Here is a 23,114-nt window from a genome sequence, read left to right as displayed (position 1 = left end):
CATGCATAAACTCGCCCTGATCGCAGCCTTGGTTTTTCCGTTGTCCGCAGCGGCACAGGACCACACGCCCACGCTGATCGACGTGACCGAAAACCACATCCTGCCACGCTTCACTATGCTTGCCGAAGCGACAGAAGTTCTAAATGCGACCGCGCAGCAGGATTGTGCTCCAGAATCGCAAGACCTTCGGGCCGCTTACGGCACCGCGTTCGACGCGTGGATTTCGGCAAGCCACCTGCGATTTGGGCCGACCGAAACAGATGATCGCGCATTTGCGATAGCTTTCTGGCCGGACACCAAAGGCTTTACGCCCAAGGCCCTGTCAAAACACATTGCAGTCGAAGATAGCGCCGTTGCGTCATCTGATGCCTATGCCGAAACCTCGATCGCCGGGCGCGGGTTCTTTGCACTGGAACGGATGCTATATGACCCAGAGTTTAACCAGCAAGGAAGCGCTGCATATCGCTGCGCCCTGATCCAGGCGATCAGCGCTGATATTGATGCAAATGCCGATGCTATGGTGGCCGACTGGCAAACCTATGCGCCTGAACTGACGCAACCAGGGGCAGATGGCCTCTATCGCACGCAAGATGAGGCCTTGCAGGAATTGTTCAAGGCATTGTCGAGCGGGCTGCAGTTCACATCCGAGACACGCTTGGGCCGTCCGCTGGGTACATATGACCGACCGCGCCCCAAACGGGCCGAGGCGCGCCGTTCCGAACGATCCTTGCGCCATGTTGAGCTTTCACTTGTCTCCACGCGCGATCTTGCGGCGCGCCTGTCTGCCGAACACCCGGAAATCGCCGCCGATCTGGAAACAGCTTTTAACCGCGCGATCGAAAGTGCTCGGTCTATCGACCACCCGGCGCTGGCCGGTGTTGCGGACCCTCAAGGCCGCTTTCGGATCGAAGCGCTGCAACAGTCGATCAATGATATTCGCCAGATTGCAGCGACTGAGCTTGGCCCGACGCTGGGCATCAGCGCCGGCTTCAACTCATTGGACGGAGACTAAGTCCTTGACCAGTCGCAGGCATTTCCTCGCCGGTCTCGCCGCCGCCAGCATCGCCCCGATCCGTGGATGGGCCGCGGCAGGTGCACCAGACTATCTGGCGGCAGGGCTGTTCCCGGATGGGTCATTCCGATTGGCGGGTCTGAGCGCCGAAGGCGATATCCTGTTCGACGTGCCCCTACCTGCCCGCGGTCACGCCGCCGCCGCCCATCCGACGGAACCGCTGGCCGTGGCCTTCGCGCGCCGTCCCGGAACCTTTGCTATCGTGATCGATTGCGCCGGTGGTACAGAACGGATCCGGCTTCAGGCGCCTGAAGGCCATCATTTCTATGGGCATGGCACGTTCTCAGCAGATGGTTCCAAGTTCTTCGCAACCGAAAACAACTTCGAAACCGGAGAAGGCCGCTTCAGTGTCTGGGATACAAAAACCTTCGAACGACTCGGCGAGTTCTCATCAGGTGGCATTGGCCCTCACGACATACGCTTGATGCCAGATGGGCAGACCCTCGTGATTGCCAATGGCGGCATTGAAACCCGCCCCGAGACCGGTCGCACCAAGCTGAATCTGCCAGTGATGCGCCCGAACCTCAGCTATGTGACCCTAACGGGCGGGCTGGTAGAGCAGATGGAGTTGCCCAGCGCATTGCACAAGAATTCGATCCGGCATCTGGCCATACGCGGCGATGGGCTGGTCGGATTTGCTATGCAGTGGCAAGGCAGCCGGACCGAGCATCCGCCACTTCTGGGTCTGCACCGAATGGGCCAAGACCCGGTCTTGCTGTCCGCCCCGGCTGCAAACCAACGCCATCTACAGGGTTATGCAGGCAGCGTTGCCTTCTCGACCGATGGCGCAACGATCGCCATCACCTGCCCGCGTGGCAATGCACTGCACCGATTCGACGTGCAGACCGCCACATTCACAGACGCCTCAGCACTGCAAGACGTTTGCGGGCTTGGCGCGGGCCTCGATGGGTTGATCTTCACAACTGGATCCGGGCTATTTGGCGCATTAAATCAAGCAGAACCAAAGGTTCTGACGCGTTCGGATTGCCAATGGGACAACCATCTGATCCCGATCCGTACCTTCGCGTGAAATTCGGCAATCCCCTTCACATAGTTTACACTTGGAAGAATCAAACTGCTGCCGTATTGGCGGGCGCGAAACTGGCACGCTTATGTTAAGGATCGACCTGATTGAAACAGACGCCCGACGCACCGCATTCCATCTACGGGGTTGAGAAATGGGGCAAAGGCCTCATCGAGGTGACGGAGCAGGGCGAGGTCGGTCTGCGCAATCCGATGTCTCCGGACACGGCGGCGATCAGCCTGCCCGGTATCCTCAGCGATTTGGATGACCGGGGTATCAAAGCGCCGATGCTGCTGCGCGTGACGTCCTATCTGGAACATGAGATCGCGCATCTGAATGAAAGCTTCGCTGAAGCCATCGCGCGGGTAGGCTACAAAGGCCCCTATCGTGGCGTGTTTCCGATCAAGGTGAACCAACAGGCGCAGGTGGTCGACCGGATCGTCGAGTTCGGCAAGAAGTACAATTACGGGCTCGAGGCCGGGTCCAAGCCCGAACTGGTGGTGGCTTTGGCGCACCGGCTGGCGTCTGAGGCGTTGATTGTCTGCAATGGCGTCAAAGATGCCGAGTTCATCCAACTGGCGATCCTGTCACGTAAAATCGGGTTCAACACCGTCATCGTTCTGGAAAGCCCGAAAGAGGCCGACACGGTGATCGATGTCTACAACGAGTTGGGCATCGAACCCCTGATCGGCGTTCGGGTGAAACTGACCAACCAGATTAGTGGGAAGTGGGAGGAAAGCTCGGGCGACCGCTCGGCCTTTGGTATGAATACCGACCAGCTTGTGGCAACGGTGGACAAGTTGCGCGAGGCGGGACTGTTGCATTGTCTCAGGCTGCAGCACTCGCATCTGGGCAGCCAAGTGCAGGACGTCAACGATGTCCGCCGCGCCGTGGGTGAGGCCTGTCGTTATTATACCGAACTCACCCGCGAGGGCGTTCCGCTGACCCATCTGGACCTCGGCGGCGGTATGGGCGTGGATTATACCGGCGAAAAGAAGGCCGCAGAAAACTCGATCAACTACACGGTTGAGGAGTATTGCAGCAACGTGGTCGAAACCGTCGCTTATGCCATGGATGAGGCCGAGATTGCCCACCCGACATTGGTGACTGAAAGCGGGCGTGCAGTCGTTGCGACGTCTTCGATGCTCGTGTTCAATGTGCTGGAAACCACGCTCTACGATGCACCGGATGGCCCCGAAGTAGAACCAGACGACCACCACATGGTCTCGGACCTCGCTACGGTACACGGTTACCTCAGCAAAGATCGCCTGCAGGAATGCTGGAACGACGCCACATTCTATCGCAACGAATTGCGCGCCCTCTTCCGACGCGGCTATGTTGACCTGCGCCAAATGGCCCGCGCCGAACGCATCTACCTGTCGCTGATGGCCCGCCTCAAGGCACTGGCCGCCAGCGATGAACTGGACACGGATGTGGATGATCAGCTTGAGAAAGTGGCCGATATCTACCACTGCAACTTCTCGCTTTTCCAATCCCTACCCGATGTCTGGGCCATCGACCAACTGCACCCGATCGTGCCGCTGCAAGGGTTGAACCAAATGCCCGACCGCCGCGCCGTTCTGTCCGACATCACCTGCGACAGCGACGGCAAGATCGACCAGTTCATTCTGGCCGACGGTGTCTCACCCAGCCTGCCGGTGCATTCGCTACCAGATCAGGGCGAGTACTTCATGGGCGTCTTCTTTGTAGGTGCCTATCAGGAAACGCTCGGCGATCTGCACAACCTCTTCGGTGATACCAATGTCGTCACCATCGACCTGCGGGCAGATGGCGGCTTCGACCTGCTCCATGAACAAGAGGGCGACACAATCAGCCAGGTCCTGTCTTACGTTGAATTCGACCCGCAGGATTGCGTCGCAGCCTTCCGCAAAATGGTGGACGAGGCGATCTCGACCGGTACTCTGCAAGCCAAGGACCGCAAAACCCTGATGAGCGCCTATCGCGACTCGATCAACGGCTACACCTATTACGAATAACCCCCTGTGAGAGGAGATGACCCCCATGGGTTCTTTGAGTGGAAAAACACTGGTTGTCGGCGCGGGCGGCGTATCGCACGCTGCCGTGCACAAGATGGCGATGAACTCGGACATCTTTACCGAGATCACTCTGGCCAGCCGCACGAAATCGAAATGCGACGCCATTGCCGCAGCCGTCAAAGACCGCGTCGGTGTGGATATCGCGACCGCAGAACTGGACGCCTACAAGGTCGAAGACACCGTCAAGCTGATCAAGGAAACCGGAGCTGAAATCCTTGTAAACCTCGCCCTGCCCTATCAGGATCTGGTGTTGATGGATGCCTGCCTTGAGGCCGGCATCCACTACCTCGACACTGCGAATTACGAACCCGAGGATGAGGCCAAGTTCGAATATCACTGGCAATGGGCCTATCAAGAGCGGTTCAAAGAGGCCGGGCTGACCGCCATCCTCGGTTCGGGCTTTGATCCGGGCGTGACATCCGTCTTCGCGAAATGGCTGAAGAAGCACAAGCTGGATACCATCCGCCAGATCGACGTGCTGGACGCCAATGGCGGCAGCAACGATCAGGAATTTGCGACCAACTTCAACCCGGAAATCAACCTGCGCGAAGTGCTGGCCGAGGTCCGCCACTGGGAAGGTGGCGAGTGGAAGCACTCCCCCGCCATGACCCACAAGGTCGAGTTCGACTTCCCCGCCATCGGCCCCAAGAACATGTACCTGATGTATCATGAGGAACTGGAATCGCTCAGCACCCACTTCCCCGAGATCGAGCGCGCCCGCTTCTGGATGACCTTCGGCGACGCCTATATCACCCACGCCAAGGTGCTGGAAAATGTCGGCATGACCCGCATCGACCCGGTGATGCATGACGGCAAGGAAATCATCCCGATCCAGTTCCTGAAAACCCTGCTGCCCAATCCCGGCGATCTGGGCGCGGAAACAAAGGGCAAAGCCTGCATTGGTGACATCGCCACGGGTCAGGCCAAGGACGGCTCGGGCGAGAAGACCTTCTACATCTACAACATCTGCGACCACGAAGAATGCTATGCTGAGGTCGGCTCCCAGGCCGTCAGCTACACCACGGGCGTCCCCGCCATGATCGGCGCAGCACAGGTTCTGAAAGGCAATTGGACAGAGCCGGGAGTCTGGAACATGGAACAGCTCGACCCCGATGACTTCATGGACATGCTAAACACCCACGGCCTTCCATGGCAGGTCCACGAACTCGACGGCCCCGTAGAATTCTAGATCCAGAACTTCATCTGGCTATAAGTATCCTGGGGGTCCGGGGGCAGCGCCCCCGGCCTCTCTAACAATCGGAGACGCCGGACATGTCCGACATGATGACTACCCAGGCCGGAGACGCCGGTGCCTTCCGCAATTTCGACCTCAGCCGCGTCCCCACACCCTGCTTCGTGGTCGACGAAAAAGCGGTCGAGCGGAACCTGACCATCCTCTCCGACATCGGCACCAGGTCCGGCGCGCATGTCCTCAGCGCGCTCAAGGCGTTTTCGATGTTCTCGCTGGCCCCTCTGGTGCGCCAGCACCTCGGCGGCACGTGCGCCAGCGGCATTTATGAGGCACGACTGGGCCGTGAGGAATATGGCGGTGAGGTCGCCACCTTCTGCGCTGGATACAAAGACGCCGACATGGACGAAATCCTGTCGCTGTCCGACCACATCATCTTCAACTCGCCTGCTCAAAAAGTCCGCTTTCTCGCCAAAGTCCAAGCCGCCAATGTGCAGGCGGGCTTGCGCATCAACCCGGAACACTCCGAAGGCGAGATCCCCAAATACGATCCCTGCGCGCCCTGCTCGCGCCTCGGGACACCCGTCAGCCAACTGTCTGAAGATACTCTGATCGGCGTGGACGGTCTGCACATGCACACACTCTGCGAACAGGGTTTCGAACCGCTGCAGCGCACATGGGCTGCCGTTGAGCCGAAACTCAAACCCTTCCTCGGCCAGCTCAAATGGCTGAATTTCGGCGGCGGTCACCATATTACCCGCGATGACTACGACCGCGATAGTCTGGTAGAATTCATCAAATCCATCCGCGCGAAATACAATGTCGACATCTATCTCGAACCCGGCGAAGCCGTGGCACTGGACGCAGGCATTCTGGTCGGCGAAATCCTCGACTTGCCGACCAATGGCATGACCCTTGCGATCACCGATATCTCGGCCACCTGCCACATGCCCGACGTGATCGAAGCCCCCTATCGCCCCGCCCTGATGGACGAGGCCAAGGCGGGCCATACCTACCGTCTGGGCGGGCCGTCGTGCCTGGCAGGCGATGTGATCGGCGACTACACATGGGATCAGCCGCTGGAGATCGGGCAACGCTTTGCCTTCCTCGATCAGGCACATTACTCGATGGTCAAGACCAACACCTTCAACGGCGTACCTCTGCCAACCATCGCCCTATGGAACAGCGAAACGGACGAACTGAAGATCATCAGACAGTTCGGTTATGACGACTTTAAGGACCGCCTCTCATGAGCATTTTCCTCGACAGTGAACTGACTCCCGCTGAGCGCTCGGAAGACGCGCGCTTTCGCGTGATCCCGGTGCCGCTGGAACGCACTGTTTCATACGGATCAGGCACCGCCAAAGGCCCCGAGGCGATCATCGAGGCCAGCAGCGAGCTGGAACGCATCACCGGCAACGCCGAACCCTGCGTCGAGGGTATCTTTACCGAAGACCCTCTGGAGTGTGACGGCCCCTTACCCGAGGTGATGGAACGCCTCGCCCAACGGACCGAGGCCGCCGTTCGCGCGGGCAAAGTACCGGTGACGCTGGGCGGCGAGCATTCCCTCAGCTACGGCGCGGTGATGGGTGTGGCGCGGGCGCTGAACCAGCCCATCGGAATCGTCCAGATCGACGCCCATGCAGACTTGCGCAACGCCTATCAAGGCGAAAAACACTCCCACGCCTCGGTCATGCATCTGCTGGCCGAAAAGGGCGTCCGACTTGCGCAGTTCGGCGTGCGTGCATTCTCAACCGAAGAGGCCAAAAGCCGGCTGCAAAACCATGTCTTCCACGTCGACGCCGAGGAACTGGTGACCGGGAACATCCACTCAGTCGATCTGCCGCAAGATTTCCCGGAGCTGGTCTATGTCAGCTTTGATGTCGACGGCCTGGACCCTTCACAAATGCCCGCTACCGGCACACCCGTGCCGGGTGGCTTGGGCTATTATCAGGCACTGCACCTTGTTGAACATGCCTTGAAAGGCCGTAAATGCGTTGGCTTTGACGTGGTGGAACTGGCACCGGATGGCAACGCTGCATGGGATTTCACTGCCGCACAGATCGTCTATCGCCTGATGGCATCCTGCTAGATTTCGAGCGCCCCGCCGAGCTTAGACCCACGTGAAAAAGGCCTCAGGCCGGAGAGGCCAAAGCCCCCTCTGGTCTGACACGTTTCTTCAACACAGGTCGGCCTGCAACAAGCAAAAACAAGACCGAAATGACTATCCCGATCACCGCTGGCAGATAAAGCAATCCCCAAAGCCGTGGATCATCGATCACAACGGGCGACACAAAGCCTCTGACACCTTCCAGCAGGACCAGAATTGTGAAGGCCCCCAGAATCTGTGGCCATAGCCCAAAACGAGAGAAGCTGCCAAGCATGAGCGTTGCATACCCCGCCAGCGACACCGCGATACAGATCGCAACCCACGAGAAGCGCTGATGCAATTCTTCAATCAGGTGCCCACGGCTGTGGAATTCCGTTTCCTCGATGGTCTTCATGGAATAGAGCAGTTCTGCCGTTGAAATCGCTTCAAGGCTGCGCCGGGTCATGCCGCCTGTATTGGCCAGTTCCGAGATGTCGTAGGATGCGTCCTGAAACAGGGTCGACGACAGCGTCCGTCCCTCGGCATTCAGGCGCAAAGCCACGCCATCGACCATCACCAGATGAATACCGGTGCTGTTGTTCACGAGATAGGCCGTGGCGCTGGAATAGCTGACTGCATTCTCTGGATCACGCCGGTCGGACACAAACACCTCTTGCAGTGTTCCATCCAGATCAATGCCCCCGATATAGACCGTTACATTTTCGGCCGGGTGCATGAATTCACCTTCGTTCAACAGCTGTGCTGTCACATCCCCGGCAACCTCGGCCTGTCTGATCTCAAGCTGCTCGACCGAGGCCGGGCGCAGGAAGACACTGATGATAGCCATCATCAGACCCGTGATAAGGCCGAACAGAACCACAGCGCGCGCCAACCTCCAGGGGCTGGACCCGGTCGCCAGCATCACTGTCAACTCGCTTTCTCGGCTCAATCGGTTGGTGACGTACACCGCAGCTGCGAACACTGCCATGGGCATCACCGTGCGGATCAGGGTTGGCAATGTCAGGGCAGTGAACTCCAGAAACACCATCGCCGATTGCCCGCCGCTGATGACACGATCAAACAGGCTGACGGATCGAGTGATCCAGAATACCCCGACAAGGACCAAAGTGAAAAAGCCGAACAGAATCAGCAACTGTCGCAGGAAATATCCATCAAAGCGCGACATGGGTCCTCGTGTGTCTGTGTCTACCGGGTCTGACCATAGGCCATTCGATTGGCAGAGGAAACCTGTCGTCCTTGCTAATGCTTCGCCCACTCCAATCCTTGCGAGATTTCGTTTTGTGAACTCTCAAGTTCATGCGACACTCAGCAGATTATGAATAACGGAGTTTAACAAATGGCCTTATTTTTCTCGCGCCGCACTTACAATGCACAGAAAAAGAAATTCACCCTGAAACCTGCCGCGAAATCGCGTTACGTCCATATCACTCAGAAAACCGCCGACGGACGTATCCGCAAAGGGGGCATCATCAAAAAGGCGAAATGGCTGGAGCTTGTGCAGCAGCAAGGCGGAGACTCTGCCGTTTTAATCTATGTTCACGGCTTCAATACCAGCCAGAAGGATATGCTGGATCGGTTGGACAAGATTGAAAAGGGCGTCCGGGCCAACGGATTTAAGGGCGCGGTTGTCGCCTTTGACTGGCCCAGCGACGGGTCGCTGCATACCTATGACAGCGACCGCGCAGATGCCAAAGCTGTAGCCCCGCATCTGGTTGGGGATGGGATGTTGCCAATTCTCGGCATGACACCCAAGCCCAAGGTGCACATTCTGGCGCATTCTATGGGGGCTTTGGTTGTCTTGCGCGCCTTCTCTGACTTCGGTGATTCCGCAGGACCCGGCAACAAAATCTGGTCGGCAGATCAGGTTACCTTCGCCTCGGGTGATGTGGATGCGGATTGGTTGGAAAAAGGCGCCTGGGGCGATCTGGTTCTGAAAAAGCGCAGCAAGCGGTTTACCAACTACTACAGCGGCAAGGACAAGGTTCTGGCGCTATCCGGCGGCCTTGTGAACGGTGGCAGGGAACGTGTCGGCCGCGTTGGAATGCCCAAGCTGACCTCAAAAGGGCATTGGGACATCTATTGCGAGGAACAATACAAGCGCGACGTGCCGAAAGGGCAGCGCAAGATGGCCAAATCCCATCGCTGGTGGTTCGATAGCGAGGGGTTTTACAAAGATCTGTCACTGACCATCGACGGGCGGGATGCCAAAACGATGCCGACCCGGCACAAGACGAATATCGGGGACCAATTATTGTTGGCTTGATGGTGTGTGGGTCTGGTTAATGCGGTGATGTCCAATCTGAGCGGATGGCATTCGTTCAACCAAGGCCTCTGAACCCCAATCGGATCAAGGCTCGGGAGTTTGCAGTTCAGAGAGTGCCTACGGCACAGCGCACAAGGCCCCAGCCTTTATCGACGCCGGACGCCTTGAGCCCCTGAACCAGCGCATCAGACAGGAACAGTATCTCTGGGACTTTGGGGTCGAGCCATATGTCTGGCCCACCCAAGGCTTCAGGGATGACAACAAGTTCTGCCTCTTGGCCACTTTGAGGACGAAAACGAATTCCGTGCCGATTGTTGAGCGGCGCTCTATAGTCGCCTCTCGGCCCAAGCACGTCGTAATTTCCCATGGAACGTTTATTGGCGACATTGAGCAGGTAGTAGGGTTCAGATGTGGTGCGCGCGGTCTCTTCGGAGTTCATCAACGTGATCGGGTGAAAGACTGTCGTTCCCAAATCATAGCGCTCCAGAACACGTTTGGCAGCCTCCGATACCATCGGCAATCCGCCACCAGAGATAAACGGCGCGGTATAATAGTCCGCCTTCGAATTATAGTACCAGACCTCGCCTACCATTTCCGGGGTGAGAATATCTCCGCGCTTCCAGTCGTTATAAACAGCATCGAAAAGGGGCTTGTACTTACTGAGTTCAGCCTCCGCAAGCTCCCAGGTAGGTATGTCAATGAACTCGCGCCGAACAACAGGTTGCACTTTGTTAATATTGTTGGTTGTGGTTGCGATCCACACACATTGGTCCGGGTCAATGTTGGCTGACGCTGACAAAGGCACGACCTCAATAAAAGATATACGAAACTGAAGCGGAGGAATGGCAGGGGCAGCAGGGTTCGAACCCGCGACCTACGGTTTTGGAGTTCGTGGGTCTTTCATTTCTACCGATACCTGCCCATATCTATCTGTATGTAATTGAACGGTTTGGGTATCGAGGTATACTCCTAGGCATCTCTGTCAAACGCACAAAACGCACAAAAAACGCACAAAAGAATGAAGATCCGACTGAACGAACGCAAGGCCGATGAACTCAAGCCCAAGGACAGGGGCTACGAGGTCCGGGATGAGATTGTGCGCGGCCTAGTCCTTCGTGTCGGAAAACGTGGACAGAAAGTTTGGGAGGTAATCATACAGCGCGGCAAACGCCGCCAGCGTGAACGTCTAGGAACATTCCCTGACATCAGCGTGAAGCAGGCCCGCAAGTTGGCTGAAGAGGCCAAAGAGCAGGCCCACGTAATTCGCACTGATAACAGTGCCAAGACTGTTTCTGACTTGTTCGACGCGTATAGAGCCGCACGTGAGCCTGAGTTGAGGACTTGGCACGACATACAGTCCGTTTGGGACATCTGGGCCAAGGACCGCATTGGGCACATTCGGGCAACCGACCTGTCCTTCTACCACGGTCAAGACCTGCGAACCTACGTCAGCAAGAAATCCTCCCCGATCCGGGCCGGTTCAGTTGTCAGCTACCTGCGCCCTTTCCTCGCCTGGTGCGCCGAGGAACAAATGATAAAGAGCAATCCTTGGGAAAAGCTCAAGGTTGGCGCAAAGGCTGGAAGTCGAGACCGTGTTCTTACGGACGATGAATGGGCGGCGATTTACGCGACCGCCTGCGAAATGCCCTACCCTTTCGGACCCTTCACCCAAGCTTTGATGCTAAGCGCCCAGCGTATCAGCAACGTCGCCCAGATGCGTTATGATGAGATACAGGGCGATGTGTGGGTAATACCCAAAGAAAAGGTGAAGGCCACGCGCACTGCCAGCGCCGCAGCCCATGAAGTTCCACTGTCTGAATCTTTGGCCGCACTAATAGCCAACATAAAGAAGCGCGGTGATTACGTTTTCACAACCACAGGCGACAAACCAATCGCGCCAGGATCGAAGCTGAAAGCTAAGCTGCAAAGCAACTCCGAAACGTCCGACTGGAGATATCACGATATCCGCCGCACCGCCGCAACCCTGATGACCACTGGCAATGAGGCTGGGAAGGCAAACAGGTTCATTGTTGAGCGCGTCTTAGGCCACGCGGACAGCAGCGTAACCGCTATCTATGACCGGGCCACCTACCGAGACGAAAAGCGCGAAGCCCTTGAGGTGCTGGCCGCAACTGTATCAGGCATTGAGGGCAGTGCTATGCCAGAACGTACGGTAGTGAGTATTTCGAAATGATGATTGATGCGGACCTCGGCACCCATGATGCCATAGTGGAGGTGTGCACGCATCATTTGGGCCGAGAATTCGTTGAAGACAATTCCGATGTTCTTATTCCAGGCTGGTTCCTTGACTTGGACTTTGTTCACGCAGTCGAAAAAGACAGTCAGAAAAAGGCCGTCAATGACATTCAAGACTGCCTCGCCAAGGCACTTAGGAAACTCTACTCGCTTCACCCCGACTTGAGACAAGCCATTGAATGGCAGGTTTCCGACAACCTTGCCGAAGACGACCCGGTAACGCGATTACAAACTTTTGCAAAGATGGAAGGGGAACTGACACCCTTCAAATCGCACGAAAACCTGGAAACCCTCATTCGGGCCGCACTATCCTCATTTATTGGCGTTTCAGCAGACACACCTGGCCTTGAAACCCATTACGGAACACCTGGGAAGTCGGCAAAATCGACCGCAAAGAATGTCCTTCACGATTTGAATATGAGGGATCTAACGCCCCAACAGCGGGAAGGTGAAACTTGGCAGAAAGCTCTGACGGTCAAGCGGTGCCGGGAATTCTGGCGCGTTGCAAAGGACATTGATGCACCCAAAACCTATTCAGGCCGGTTCGGTGAGTTTCTTAGTGATGTAATTGCAGCGTTAGGTAAGCACGACGCTTGGAGCAGTGGACCGGCGACCATGAGGGCTTGGGCCGGGTGTACCACAGAATACGAGTGGTTCCTCTAAGCCTAAGAGTTCACACCTAGGCGGTTGTTTTCGCGCCTAGCTGGTAATGTTTTACCTCAGAATATCTTCAAATTGCTCTGTATTCACGTCGCGCCTTGGCAAACGCCAAACAGCGGCACAGCCTCAAGGAGGTCGATATGAATACAGTTCATTCGCTTACCGAGCAGCCGTTCCGACCGGATGAGTATTATTCGCCGGATGACGTTGTGAGCAAAGGCTTCGCCGCCAAACAGACATTGGCGAAATGGCGTCACGAGAAAAAAGGCCCGGCTTACATCAAGTCCGGCAGTCGCGTGCTCTATAGCGGCAAAGACTTAATCGACTGGCTTAAGGCTCAGCGAGTTGAGCCAAAGGCCGCTGCCTAAAAGAAACCCCCACCCGAGGCACGGGCGGAGGCAAATTCTTTTAGGTGACGCTGAAAGAATAGCCGAAAACTCGATGTCTTTCAACAAAAGAAAGGCAATACAGAATGATTTTCGAGCAAAACCAAACAATCGACGAAGTGCTGCCTCAAGCAGAACGCGTGATGCGAGCACAGGATCTACAGGTCCATTGCCTACGGAGGAAACACGGTTTGTCGGAGGCCGCAGCGCGGTTGGTCGCCGCGCTGCACTTTGGCGAGGTGCGGTCATGAGCGTTACCATCCAAAAAAACACCCCGGAGGAAATTGTCGTCAGTCGCCAGGACTACATCGGGCGCGACGTGGTGAACCTCCGCGTCTGGTATCTGGCGAAAGACGGAGAGAAGTATGCAACGCGAAAGGGGCTGGCGTTCAACGCCACCCTCCTCCCCGACATTCAGCAAGCACTGGCTGAATTGGCTATGGAAGGGGGTGCGTCATGACTGCACTCGTTCAGTGCCCTAAGCCTCGGATCCCGGTCGAGGAGATTGCGCGCCTTCACGGGGCCGGGTTTAGCCTGTTGCCACTGGGTGGAGGGTCGGACGCAAAGGCCCCTCTGTGCAGCCTTCAGGGGGTTAACAGATACCCGCTAAGGCGCGTGCTTGGCCCAATGCATGGTAAAGCGAGCGCTTGCTACGGGGTTCGATTGTCTGGCCTAGCCGTGATTGACTGCGACGAAGACAACGCGGCTTTGATGAAGGACATGGAGGCGCGCTTTGGTGCGTCGCCGGTTCACGTGTCCACGCCGCGCGGTGTTCACCTGTACTACGCAGATAATGGCGGTCATGCACCCAATCTGCGCGCTCAAGGCTTTCCTGTGGACGTTAAACGGGGTTCTCACAGCTACGTTGTTGGACCACATTCAACTCGCCCTGATGGCGGTGTCTACGAACCCACCCAAGGCATCCTCGGTATCGATGGCTTGCCTACCATATCGCTGCAGACTGACGCGACGAAGTCCCGCGCGGGAACCATAGCTGCAGGAAATCGCAATCGGGAACTGAGCCTTGCCGCAATCGGAATGGTGGAGGCCGTAGACACGCCCGACGAGTTGTTCAGCAACCTAGCCTTCATCCGTGACGACGAATGCGAAGATCCCGCCACATTGCCCGATTCAGAACTGCGCAAAATCGCCGATTGGGCCTGGACTAAGAGGCTGGAGGGCAAAGTGTACCGAGACCGCGATAGCGAGTTTCGCATGAACCGCGCCGCGTTGGATAAGCTGTCAGAATACGACAACGCATCGGATGCCATCGCTTTGCTCGCAACGCTCCTTGCGAACCACGGCCACATCGCTGGAAAGACGTTTGCCCTGGACCACGCGGGAATGGCGAAAGCAGGACATACCAGTTTGGGTCGCCGCCGATTTTCAGATGCTATCAAGACGCTTCGCCATGCGGGTCTTCTCGGTATCGCCAAAGAGTACTCGGTCGGACGCAGTCATCGGACGTACCGTCTTCTGCGGATCACACCTGAAATGCCCAACGTGCATTCGCTGCTCTCGGCTAAGGAGGCGTCCTAATGCAAAGGGGGAGGGGTTTATTAATTACATATGTTGACCGCTTCCGGTCAAAAGGGGCTTTGCGTCCAATTCACCAACAATCCAACAAGCGAGGCATGTGCAATGACGGATGAGGCAAACCGCAATAGCGGAACCAATACGGAAGACAGAAACCCGGACGGCACGTTTGCCACCGGCAACCCAGGCAAACCACGTGGAACCCGTCACAGGGTCACACGAGCGGTTGAGGAGCTGCTTGAAGGCCAATCTGAGCAAATCACCCAGAAGGCGGTCGAAATGGCGCTTGAGGGCGACAGCACTGCCCTACGGTTGTGTCTGGAGAGAATTGCGCCCGCCCGAAAGGACTCTCCTGTGTCTTTCCCCCTTCCGCCCATCAAAACCGCACAGGACGCGTCAGAGGCAGCGCAAGGAGTCCTGCAGGCGGTTTCTCAGGGTGAGGTGACACCAATTGAGGGAGCGACGGTCATGGGCCTGGTGGAGCAGTTCCGGCGGGTGCTGGAGACGACAGAACTGGAACGAAGGATCACAGCATTGGAGGCAGCGAAATGAGCCTGAAATCACGTGTCGAAAAAGTTGAGCGCAAATCCGGTCTTCAAGACGGAGATCCGGTGGATAGCATCATCATCTGCTCACTGCCTCCGAGGCTTGGGGAAGATGGATCGGTCATTCCGCGAAAGCCTGGGGACAATGAGGGTCAGACACCGGGTTTTGCGCACATCATCAAAGGGCCTAGCGCGGGCCAGCAGGTTAATGCCTTTGAGGGGGAAACAGTCGCGGAGTTCCAAGCCCGCGTTGAGCGCATTGTGGAGGGTGCAGAATGAGCATTCGGTCGAGAGTAGGAAAGCTGGAGAAGGTGTCATTCAACGGTGAAGCAGATTGGTGCCCTGTGTTTGAAACTGACGCCTCGGGTTCATTAGTCGCGGGCGAGTTTCCGCAGGTTGGCCTGCCACGGCTGGTTCGCAACGAAAGTGAAACAAGCGAAGACTTTTGCAATCGGGTCTACTTGGAGACTTCCAGAGCTACTGCCACACTCTCAGGCGGGATTTATCAGAGGTTCACTACTGAAACTTTGGAGGGATGCCTAAGAGCGTTGGAGCGCGAAATAGCGAGGCCTGATCCGAACCTATTACTCAACTAAGAAAGGAACGTTCAATTTCTGAGGTTGTTATTCGCCAAGAGAACAGGCCCCGTCCTCCAAGACGCAATTCTCACTACAAATTTTTGCTGCAAGTCGAAACAGTACAAGGAAACAACTTTGCGAAGGTCGCGCTCAAAACAGAGTACTTGCAACTTTTGGTATGTCGATTTTCAGAAGTTACTGTCATAACCAAACTTCAAAAAGCCAGTAAGAAACGCGGCTGCATGATCCGCCGCCAGTTCTCGAAAGACATCGTCGGTCTTCTTGTTGCATAAATCAGAAACACCACGAACTGCGATCACTTCGGTTAACCTGTCTTGAAAGTGCTCTCGTGCTCTTCGAGCGGCATGTGTCATTCCGCCACTCTCCATTTCAACCGCGAAGTACTCCTTGTCATCATTCTTAATATCTTCGCGTATAGATTTTTTGTTGAGCACAAAGTCCCAGGACATGATTTTACCCAAACGGACAATTGGCTTTGTTCGGTCGAAATATTCATCCACTCTGAAATCCTCGATATCAGGGCGTAGATCCTCGTCAGCAATCGCAGTTTTTAGCCACTTGTCGCATTCGGTTCGAAATCCGGAGTCTTTGTGAGTTGCAAAGAGCCCCACTGCTGGTGCTTCATCATCAGGCGCTGAATTATTGTGTTTGATGAAGCTCGAGATGAGATTTTGGAGTCTGTCGTTCACATGCTGGTCACCGAGAGAAGTTTTTCTCATAGCATTGGAAACGCTTTCACCAGAAATCTTATCGTAGCCGCGCCAGTGTATACTGCTTGAAACTATAACGTTACCCAGTTGCGCTTTCTCGACATCCAGTGATCCCCCGATACCACAAAACGCAACGAGGCGCGGTCTATGCTGTGTATGGAGCAAATGAGAAAGCTCAATTCCAGCGTAGCCGTTACCGGCTCGTCGCAGACATCGTGTTAGAACAATTAGATCAGGCTGATCGCTCGAAAGCGGCAACTTCCAGCGCTCGAGATCCTTGAGTTTTTCTGCTTTAGTGGGTTGAACCCGCCTAGCACCAACTCTCTGCAGATGAGCATTTAGTGCAGCAGCTTCCAGTTCTTCAATAGCCGTAAAAATCAGGACATCACAGTCTTCAACATCATAGTTATCGTGCGCGGAAATATCGCGCGTACCAATTGCCATACTGAACTCCAAGCCCTTTTTAACGAAAGAGACTATCCCGCTCGAAATGTACTTCGTCAAGCTTTGGTGCTGATAGAAAGCGAACAAACAAAATGCGGTAGCGGTACGCTATGCTATCAAATTTTCCCGCAGCAATTAGTTGCGACAAGCGTTCTGCAGCAGGGATGCCGCCTATCGCATAAGAGCACTCGAAACATCCATCCGTCATTGAAGTTAGTCTAGATGCTAGACCCAATTCGCGCAGCAGACTCCCTTGAAACGAGAGTGTTCGGTTTGTTGACGCTGGTCCAAGCGTACCAAAAAAACCGATGGTTACATCAGACACTTCTTCTCCCATACCTTGTTGAGAAACAAAGGCTGGGGATAACCTCGACGCGTGTGAAAAGGCTGCTTCTGCTGCTTCAGAGTACATGCCAATATGCCCCTCGTAGTGGTTTAACACCACATTTTGTGCTAGAGTACCACGATTGACATATATGTGAAGCTATTTTTGACACAACAACTGCGTTCGATAGCGTAAATAGCTCGAAAGGGCAACGTAAGTCAGTCTCGGATGTGTTCACCATACAAAAGGCTCACTCAATAAACTCAATACAAATTAGAATCCGATTACACCCAATAGAAAACGCTAAATCTTCTACAATGTCAAAATAGGGCAATATCGAGGAGGTTTTTGAGTTGTCGTCGCGCAATCATGATTGACCTTGTGAAACAGTCTTCAAACCTTTTGGATTTTAACAGTACCCCGCCCGTTTAAGCCGTGATTTGGCTGCCGGGGTTTCTAGTCCGATATATCTTCCGGTCGGGTCGTATCGGTTGCAGCGAAGCGCATGTCCTGCGGCGATTACAGCGGCCCCTACGTCCTCTCCGTTGGCATAGCAAACCCCCACCCATCTATCGTGAGTGCGTTCGCCGTTGAGGTCGCAGGATATCGACTTGCCGCGAAGATAATTCACCATCCAGCGCTTAGCGTTCTGCCCCGAACGTGTGTCCAGTTCTGGAGCATCAACGCCATTCAATCGTACTGGAGTGCCATTTACAACGATTGTGTCGGCGTCTCGCACGTGTAACTGAGCGTGGGCGGCGGAAGTGGAAAACAGTATGAAAAATAAGAAGCGTATCATGTGTTATACATATAGAAACCTGATGCGAAGTCTCCCAAAAAGAACGCCCAGCCAATGTGGCCGGGCTAGTCCGAGGAAAATCTTGGATTGGTTCGAGTATTCCGCAAATTGGTAAAGATTTACTTAGTGTCTCACGTCAAAAGAAAAGTACTTCCTAGCGCTTTACTCCATCACTGCTCAAGAAGGTTTGCAAACCCATCTTGAACCGCCCTGCGAATGGCCGCCGCAAGACGGGCCTTTTGGGTCGGCAACGAAATTGCGCGCAGCATCGATTACCTTTCAACCCACCTGAACGAGCAGGTCACCATCGACGACATGGCCGACCACGTCGGCATGAGCCGTGCGGTATTCCATCTCCGGTTCAAGGAAGCCACAACATTGTCGCCAATACAGTTCGTGAAATCCATGCGGCTGAACAACGCCGCCATGAAGATTGCGGAAGGAAAGGCTGTGTCGGAGGCAGCCTGGGACGTGGGCTATCAAAGCTCTTCTCAATTCAGCCGAGAGTTTAAACGTATGTACGGCCAGTCGCCCCGGCAATGGAGCCAAGACCTACAACCAACCAAAGGGTTGGCCTAGGGCCAAGAAAGCAGACCCTGAATGAGGCAATGGCCACGGAGACTGGATGTTCTACGGCCATGCAGGGCCAGACGGGCACTCAATCCTGAACTGGTGGCTGATTGACCTCAAGGCGTTCAGAGCGGCGCTGATACGGCACAGGACCACCGGAGCGCACCTGTTGATGGGCGACAAGCGCAATGCCGACGGAACGTGCTTCAAGTGGTTCGACATCAGGTCGTTTCCGAAGGAGCCGCCGTTGGTGGTGGCGAGGGGCGGAGGGTAAAACCGTAACTTGGGCCGGGCGGCTTTTGCTTCGGAAGGCAGCTACGAGCCCCTACCAGACCTTCACCTCCATATCTTACTTTGCTTGCGCAGAGAGCCGCGAACGGCGTAGTCCGGACATTCAATTCCACCAAGTGAATTGGAAAGGCGCGGACAAAGCGGACTTTCAATTTTTTCGATTGAAAGTCCGCTTCTTGGTGGTAGCGCATGCTTTAATTGAGGTGATGCACATCTTGAAGGCCGTAGATCGGCGTCGGGATGCCCTCCATCCGGGCCTTTATTTGCAACGCTAGGAACTGTGAATAATGCCGGGACTGATGCAGGTTTCCACCATGCATCCAAAGGTTTGGAACCTGTGTCGGCTTCCACATATTGCGTTGCTCGCCTTCCCAAGGCCCCGGGTCCTTGGTTGTGTCAGAGCCCAGACCCCAGCATTTCCCAAGCCGATTTGCCATATCCTGACCCATCAGGTCCGCGACCCAGCCGTTCATCGAGTTATACCCGGTCGCATAGACCACCAGATCAGCATCCAGATGCGTGCCGTCATCAAGGATAACTCCGGTTTCATCAAGCGCGGTGACCTGACCGCGTTTCAGCTTGATCTCGCCATCAATGATCAACTGGCTGGCCCCGATATCGATGTAGTAGCCCGATCCGCGACGCAGGTATTTCATGAACAGCCCGCTGTCGTCATCGCCCCAATCCAGCCAGAACCCGACCTTTTCCAGGCCGTCATAGAACTCTTTGTCTTGCTCTTTCATCGCGGCATAGGCCGGAATCTGGAATTCATGAAGAATGCGATAGGGCAGAGAAGCAAAGATCAGATCGGCCTTTTCGGTCGTCATACCAGACCGCACCGCACGTTCAGAATAAAGATCGCCCAGTCCGATTTCCATGAGGGTGTCCGAGCGGACAATATGGGTTGAGGACCGCTGCACCATTGTCACATCGGCATCGTTTTCCCAAAGCGCCGCGCAGATGTCGTGGGCCGAGTTGTTGGACCCCACCACAACGACCTTTTTACCAGCCCATTTGTCGGGACCTTCATGTTCCGACGAATGCACCTGTTCGCCTTTGAAAACATCCATACCCGGAAAATCAGGCATGCGTTTCTTGCCGGACATCCCCGTCGCCATGATCAGTTGCTTGGGCCGCAACACCACCTCTTCGCCATCCCGGTCCACCGTGATGGTCCATTCGCCCTTGTCTTCATCGAAGGTGGCGGATTTGGCCGTCGTGCGCGTCCAATAATTCAGCTCCATCACTTTGGTGTACATCTCAAGCCAGTCGCCGATCTTGTCCTTGGGCGAGAACACGGGCCAGTTTTCCGGGAACTTGATATAAGGCAGATGGTCATACCAGACCGGATCATGCAGGCAGAGGGATTTGTAGCGATTGCGCCAACTGTCGCCAGGCCGGTCGTTCCGTTCGACGATGATCGTCGGCACACCCAGCTGACGCAGCCGCGCGCCCATGGCGATCCCACCCTGACCACCGCCAATGATGACGCAGTAGGGCTGTGTTGCGTAGCCCAATTCAGCCTCTTCCTGGGCCCGTTCTTCTGCCCATGTGGTCCTGTGTTTGCCCGCACCATGCTTGGCCCCAAGTGGGCGGTTGAACCCTTTGGGCTCTTCATGACCTTTCAGCTCGACCATCGTGGTCAGCAAGGTCCATATCTTGCCATCCTTGAGGCGGATTAACCCATAGCCGCGTGCCACTTCGGTTTCGAACTCGATCCATGCGGTGGTTATTCCGCCGTCTTCAGTGGGCACTTCACCTTGGGCTATTTTCCAACCGCTCGGTTTGGTTGTGGCCAACTGATGCGCGAGCATATCTGCCACCTGCGCCTTGCCTTCGACCGTTTTGATATTCCAGGTAAAGCTGACCAGATCGCGCCAATAGCAATCGTCCTGAAACATATCGCAGGCGGCATCGATATCGCCTTGGGACAAAGCCGCACCGAAGTCATCCAAGAACCCCTGCACCTGATCCGAGAGTGTTGTGTCGAGCATGTCATCCTCCCTATCTCCACGGTGCAAAAGGCTGGCAAATCCGCGGCCCTTCGGGCAAGTCGATTTGGCGGCTCAACGCTTGACCTAGGCCAAAAACACCAAGACTTGTTGCGCGCGCAACAAGGGCGCAACACGAAGGCATGTGCGTTTATGCAGGTGGAGTAAGCCCGGCCTTTCGCACACGGCGCAGAATTGTCGACCGGTTCACGCCAAGGCGTCGCGCCACTTGAGACATGTTCCAATCGCAAGCACGCAGCAGTGCTTCGAGATCATCTGAGTCCAGCTTTTGCGCAGGGGCGAGCGCCGGGGCTGGCAAATCCGTCAAGTCGATGATGTTGTCCTGACACAGGGCGACCGCGCTGTGCAGCAGATGTTCCAGTTCACGAATATTGCCGCTCCATAGTCGTGATTTCAGGTCGGCGCGCGCGACTGTCGACAGGTGAATATCATGGCTTGCAAACCGTCGAAGCAGACGATCAATTAGCCAATCCAGATCCGCTCGGTGGCGCAAAGGCGGCAGAGAAAATGTGGCCCCCGCAATCCGGTGCAGCAGATCTTCACGCAGACCGCCCTGCAATCCCGCCGGGGGCTGCCGACATGAGGCAATGATCCTCAGATCAGCCCGCCGCTCAAGCACTGCTAAAAGAGAGGCCTGTGCAGGCTCGCTCAGGTCTTCAACACCGCGCAGGAACAGCGTGCCGGGGTCGATGGTTTGGCAGAAATCGAATGTCTCGGTATCGCAGCAGATCACTGTGTGGAAATCCTGTCTCGCAGGATCGGCCATGTGGATCGCACGCGCCAGTTTGGTCTTGCCCGTGCCGCTTTCACCGGTCAGCAAAAGCGGCAGGCTGGTCGGTGCAAGACGTGCAGCATTGTTCAAAAGCTGCTGAAGGTCCGCATCCGGCCCCGCAAAACTGCCAAGAGCTCCGGGCAGAACCTGTTCTCGCTTGCGCAGGGCCGCCGTCATCTGCGACGTCTGTGGCGCAACGGCATGACCATAGAGCGCGCGCCCGTCCTTGAGGTGTAGAACCCGTTCTTCGGACGGTCTGCCGCGCATGAACTCCGGCATGTCATCAACACTGATTTCAAGCCAGTCCTGCAATTGCGACCCGATCAGGTGGCCCGAACCGTCCGGGTCCAGTGCCCGTCGGGCCCCCGAGGTCATACCAATGATCTTGCCGCTTCCGTCCACTGCAACCGCCGCTTCAGGATCGACCTCAAGAAATTCGGGGCTGGCTGAAAAGCGCAGGACCCAATCGCGCCGGGTCGATGCCATCAGGTTTGCCATCTCGACGCGACGGGCGGAATTCGTCACCAGTGTCATGGCCAGATTCTGCGACGCCTTAGGCGAAGGTCCACGCAACAACGAAACATCCAGAACAGCCGCAAGACCACCTTTGGTGTCGAAAATAGGCGCTGCCGTACAAGACAGCGGCGTATGCGTGATCGAAAAATGATCCCCCTGATGGATCGTCACCGGCTGACCTGTAACGATGCACGACCCTACCCCGTTCGTTCCTGCCAACTCTTCCGTCCACTTGAATCCCAGATGAAGACCGGCAGTTCTGAGTTCGTCCTCAAAGTTCCGGTCGCCAAAGAAATCGACGCAGACGCCATCTGAATCCGCAAGCAGCAGGACGTAGTTCTGCCCTGCAACCTGCGCAAACAACGATTGCAGCCCCGAGCGCGCTGTTGCGATCAGACGTTCGGATTGCTCCAGATGTTCACGGAATTTGGTGTCAGGGAGGATGTGCGCGGGTTCCTGTCGTGAGGGATCCATACCGTAGGTTTCAACACAGCGCTGCCAGCTGTCCGCGACAAGCCGGTCCCTCCCTGTATCGAACCCGCTTAAGACACGGTCAATCTCTTTTGTGTGCTGGCGATCCAACAGCTTCCCGCCCTACAAATCCTCTCTAAAATTAGCATGAGGATGGCTTCGCGCCTATGTTCAAATTTCGTCTGGCAAACGTTTTGGCGCTTTGCCTCGTCAAGCTGAGCTTCGTTGAACGCGCAGCATTGGGCCCTTTCGGGCTCACAGCCACCTTTCTCTGCGGATCGCAGGGACTGGCGGTCAGAGCCCTGACCTGCCTTTCCTGGTCTATTTGACCACTGCATTTGCATTCGTCAGGTTTCGTTGGCATTGCAGACCTTCGAGGTTTGATTGATGAACTCACAGGACGCGCCACTAAGCGGCCATTCAACCGGCTAACTTCATTGATCTCCTAGTGCCCACTTCTGCCATAGTCACATAGCTTGGACGCTGCAAATGTATTAATCTGCACTT

22 protein-coding genes are annotated in these 23,114 nt (G+C 55.8%); 15 read left to right on the top strand and 7 right to left on the bottom strand.

Going from position 1 to position 23,114, the window contains the following annotated elements; genetic code table 11:
- The first annotated feature begins 1 nt into the window (after position 1).
- The 6 genes from ACR0KG_RS19200 to speB all read left to right on the top strand — a co-directional run bounded on the left by ACR0KG_RS19200 (position 2) and on the right by speB (position 7,434).
- On the top strand, positions 2–1,012 hold the full coding sequence (locus tag ACR0KG_RS19200) for an imelysin family protein (RefSeq protein ID WP_480828169.1): 1,011 nt from the start codon (positions 2–4) through the stop codon (positions 1,010–1,012).
- Positions 1,013–1,016: 4 nt separating this feature from the next.
- Positions 1,017–2,102 carry a DUF1513 domain-containing protein gene (locus ACR0KG_RS19195; RefSeq protein WP_480828168.1) on the top strand — a complete coding sequence of 362 codons (1,086 nt, stop codon included), beginning with the start codon at positions 1,017–1,019 and terminating at the stop codon, positions 2,100–2,102.
- A 101-nt stretch (positions 2,103–2,203) separates the two neighbouring features.
- Positions 2,204–4,093: a biosynthetic arginine decarboxylase gene (gene speA, locus ACR0KG_RS19190; protein ID WP_480828167.1), complete on the top strand. Its 1,890-nt coding sequence runs from the start codon at positions 2,204–2,206 to the stop codon at positions 4,091–4,093.
- Between the two features lie 25 nt (positions 4,094–4,118).
- Positions 4,119–5,342 carry a saccharopine dehydrogenase family protein gene (locus tag ACR0KG_RS19185; RefSeq protein ID WP_480828166.1) on the top strand — a complete coding sequence of 408 codons (1,224 nt, stop codon included), beginning with the start codon at positions 4,119–4,121 and terminating at the stop codon, positions 5,340–5,342.
- 83 nt (positions 5,343–5,425) lie between these two features.
- Positions 5,426–6,595: a carboxynorspermidine decarboxylase gene (gene nspC, locus ACR0KG_RS19180; RefSeq protein ID WP_480828165.1), complete on the top strand. Its 1,170-nt coding sequence runs from the start codon at positions 5,426–5,428 to the stop codon at positions 6,593–6,595.
- Positions 6,592–7,434, top strand: coding sequence for an agmatinase (speB, locus tag ACR0KG_RS19175; protein WP_480551233.1), 843 nt, complete (start codon positions 6,592–6,594; stop codon positions 7,432–7,434). The genes nspC and speB overlap by 4 nt, the downstream gene beginning before the upstream one ends.
- A gap of 43 nt (positions 7,435–7,477) precedes the next feature.
- On the opposite strand, the gene lptF is transcribed toward speB, so the two are convergent.
- Entirely contained in the window at positions 7,478–8,617 is a 1,140-nt protein-coding gene (gene lptF, locus ACR0KG_RS19170; protein ID WP_480551231.1) for an LPS export ABC transporter permease LptF, read from the bottom strand.
- Between the two features lie 171 nt (positions 8,618–8,788).
- Here lptF and ACR0KG_RS19165 point away from each other — a divergent pair, with 171 nt between their 5' ends.
- Positions 8,789–9,715, top strand: a complete 927-nt coding sequence (locus ACR0KG_RS19165) for an alpha/beta hydrolase (protein ID WP_480828164.1) — start codon at positions 8,789–8,791, stop codon at positions 9,713–9,715.
- Positions 9,716–9,821: 106 nt separating this feature from the next.
- Here ACR0KG_RS19165 and ACR0KG_RS19160 read toward each other — a convergent pair whose 3' ends face one another.
- Complete coding sequence (locus ACR0KG_RS19160) at positions 9,822–10,478, bottom strand: imm11 family protein (RefSeq protein WP_480828163.1); 657 nt, start codon at positions 10,476–10,478, stop codon at positions 9,822–9,824.
- 255 nt (positions 10,479–10,733) lie between these two features.
- On the opposite strand from ACR0KG_RS19160, the gene ACR0KG_RS19155 reads away from it, so the two are divergent.
- The 7 genes from ACR0KG_RS19155 to ACR0KG_RS19125 all read left to right on the top strand — a co-directional run bounded on the left by ACR0KG_RS19155 (position 10,734) and on the right by ACR0KG_RS19125 (position 15,377).
- Positions 10,734–11,909: a tyrosine-type recombinase/integrase gene (locus ACR0KG_RS19155; RefSeq protein ID WP_480551227.1), complete on the top strand. Its 1,176-nt coding sequence runs from the start codon at positions 10,734–10,736 to the stop codon at positions 11,907–11,909.
- On the top strand, positions 11,906–12,634 hold the full coding sequence (locus ACR0KG_RS19150) for a hypothetical protein (RefSeq protein ID WP_480551225.1): 729 nt from the start codon (positions 11,906–11,908) through the stop codon (positions 12,632–12,634). Before ACR0KG_RS19155 ends, ACR0KG_RS19150 begins: the two co-directional genes overlap by 4 nt.
- A 137-nt stretch (positions 12,635–12,771) precedes the next feature.
- Positions 12,772–12,999 carry a helix-turn-helix domain-containing protein gene (locus tag ACR0KG_RS19145; protein ID WP_480551223.1) on the top strand — a complete coding sequence of 76 codons (228 nt, stop codon included), beginning with the start codon at positions 12,772–12,774 and terminating at the stop codon, positions 12,997–12,999.
- A 265-nt stretch (positions 13,000–13,264) separates the two neighbouring features.
- Positions 13,265–13,477: a PC4/YdbC family ssDNA-binding protein gene (locus ACR0KG_RS19140; protein WP_480551221.1), complete on the top strand. Its 213-nt coding sequence runs from the start codon at positions 13,265–13,267 to the stop codon at positions 13,475–13,477.
- Positions 13,474–14,556, top strand: a complete 1,083-nt coding sequence (locus ACR0KG_RS19135) for a bifunctional DNA primase/polymerase (RefSeq protein WP_480551219.1) — start codon at positions 13,474–13,476, stop codon at positions 14,554–14,556. Before ACR0KG_RS19140 ends, ACR0KG_RS19135 begins: the two co-directional genes overlap by 4 nt.
- A 102-nt stretch (positions 14,557–14,658) precedes the next feature.
- Complete coding sequence (locus ACR0KG_RS19130; RefSeq protein WP_480551218.1) at positions 14,659–15,105, top strand: DUF5681 domain-containing protein; 447 nt, start codon at positions 14,659–14,661, stop codon at positions 15,103–15,105.
- Positions 15,102–15,377, top strand: a complete 276-nt coding sequence (locus ACR0KG_RS19125) for a hypothetical protein (protein WP_480551216.1) — start codon at positions 15,102–15,104, stop codon at positions 15,375–15,377. Before ACR0KG_RS19130 ends, ACR0KG_RS19125 begins: the two co-directional genes overlap by 4 nt.
- 487 nt (positions 15,378–15,864) lie before the next feature.
- Here ACR0KG_RS19125 and ACR0KG_RS19120 read toward each other — a convergent pair whose 3' ends face one another.
- The 3 genes from ACR0KG_RS19120 to ACR0KG_RS19110 all read right to left on the bottom strand — a co-directional run bounded on the left by ACR0KG_RS19120 (position 15,865) and on the right by ACR0KG_RS19110 (position 17,975).
- Positions 15,865–16,851, bottom strand: coding sequence for a hypothetical protein (locus ACR0KG_RS19120; RefSeq protein WP_480551215.1), 987 nt, complete (start codon positions 16,849–16,851; stop codon positions 15,865–15,867).
- Positions 16,852–16,870: 19 nt separating this feature from the next.
- Positions 16,871–17,263 (bottom strand): hypothetical protein, encoded by a 393-nt coding sequence (locus ACR0KG_RS19115; RefSeq protein WP_480551213.1) that lies wholly within the window; start codon positions 17,261–17,263, stop codon positions 16,871–16,873.
- A 322-nt stretch (positions 17,264–17,585) separates the two neighbouring features.
- Positions 17,586–17,975, bottom strand: a complete 390-nt coding sequence (locus ACR0KG_RS19110; protein WP_480551211.1) for a thermonuclease family protein — start codon at positions 17,973–17,975, stop codon at positions 17,586–17,588.
- 216 nt (positions 17,976–18,191) lie between these two features.
- Here ACR0KG_RS19110 and ACR0KG_RS19105 point away from each other — a divergent pair, with 216 nt between their 5' ends.
- The gene (locus ACR0KG_RS19105; protein ID WP_480551209.1) at positions 18,192–18,554 is read left to right on the top strand and encodes a helix-turn-helix transcriptional regulator; all 363 of its coding nucleotides are present in this window, start codon (positions 18,192–18,194) and stop codon (positions 18,552–18,554) included.
- Positions 18,555–19,030: 476 nt separating this feature from the next.
- Here the strand turns inward: ACR0KG_RS19105 and ACR0KG_RS19100 are convergent, their stop codons facing one another.
- Positions 19,031–20,830 (bottom strand): NAD(P)-binding domain-containing protein, encoded by a 1,800-nt coding sequence (locus tag ACR0KG_RS19100; protein WP_480828162.1) that lies wholly within the window; start codon positions 20,828–20,830, stop codon positions 19,031–19,033.
- 148 nt (positions 20,831–20,978) lie between these two features.
- Positions 20,979–22,721, bottom strand: coding sequence for a sigma-54-dependent Fis family transcriptional regulator (locus ACR0KG_RS19095; protein WP_480828226.1), 1,743 nt, complete (start codon positions 22,719–22,721; stop codon positions 20,979–20,981).
- Positions 22,722–23,114: the final 393 nt, after the last annotated feature.

The organism is Ruegeria sp. H4, from assembly GCF_056533065.1.
This window is presented reverse-complemented; position numbering and strand designations above follow the sequence as displayed.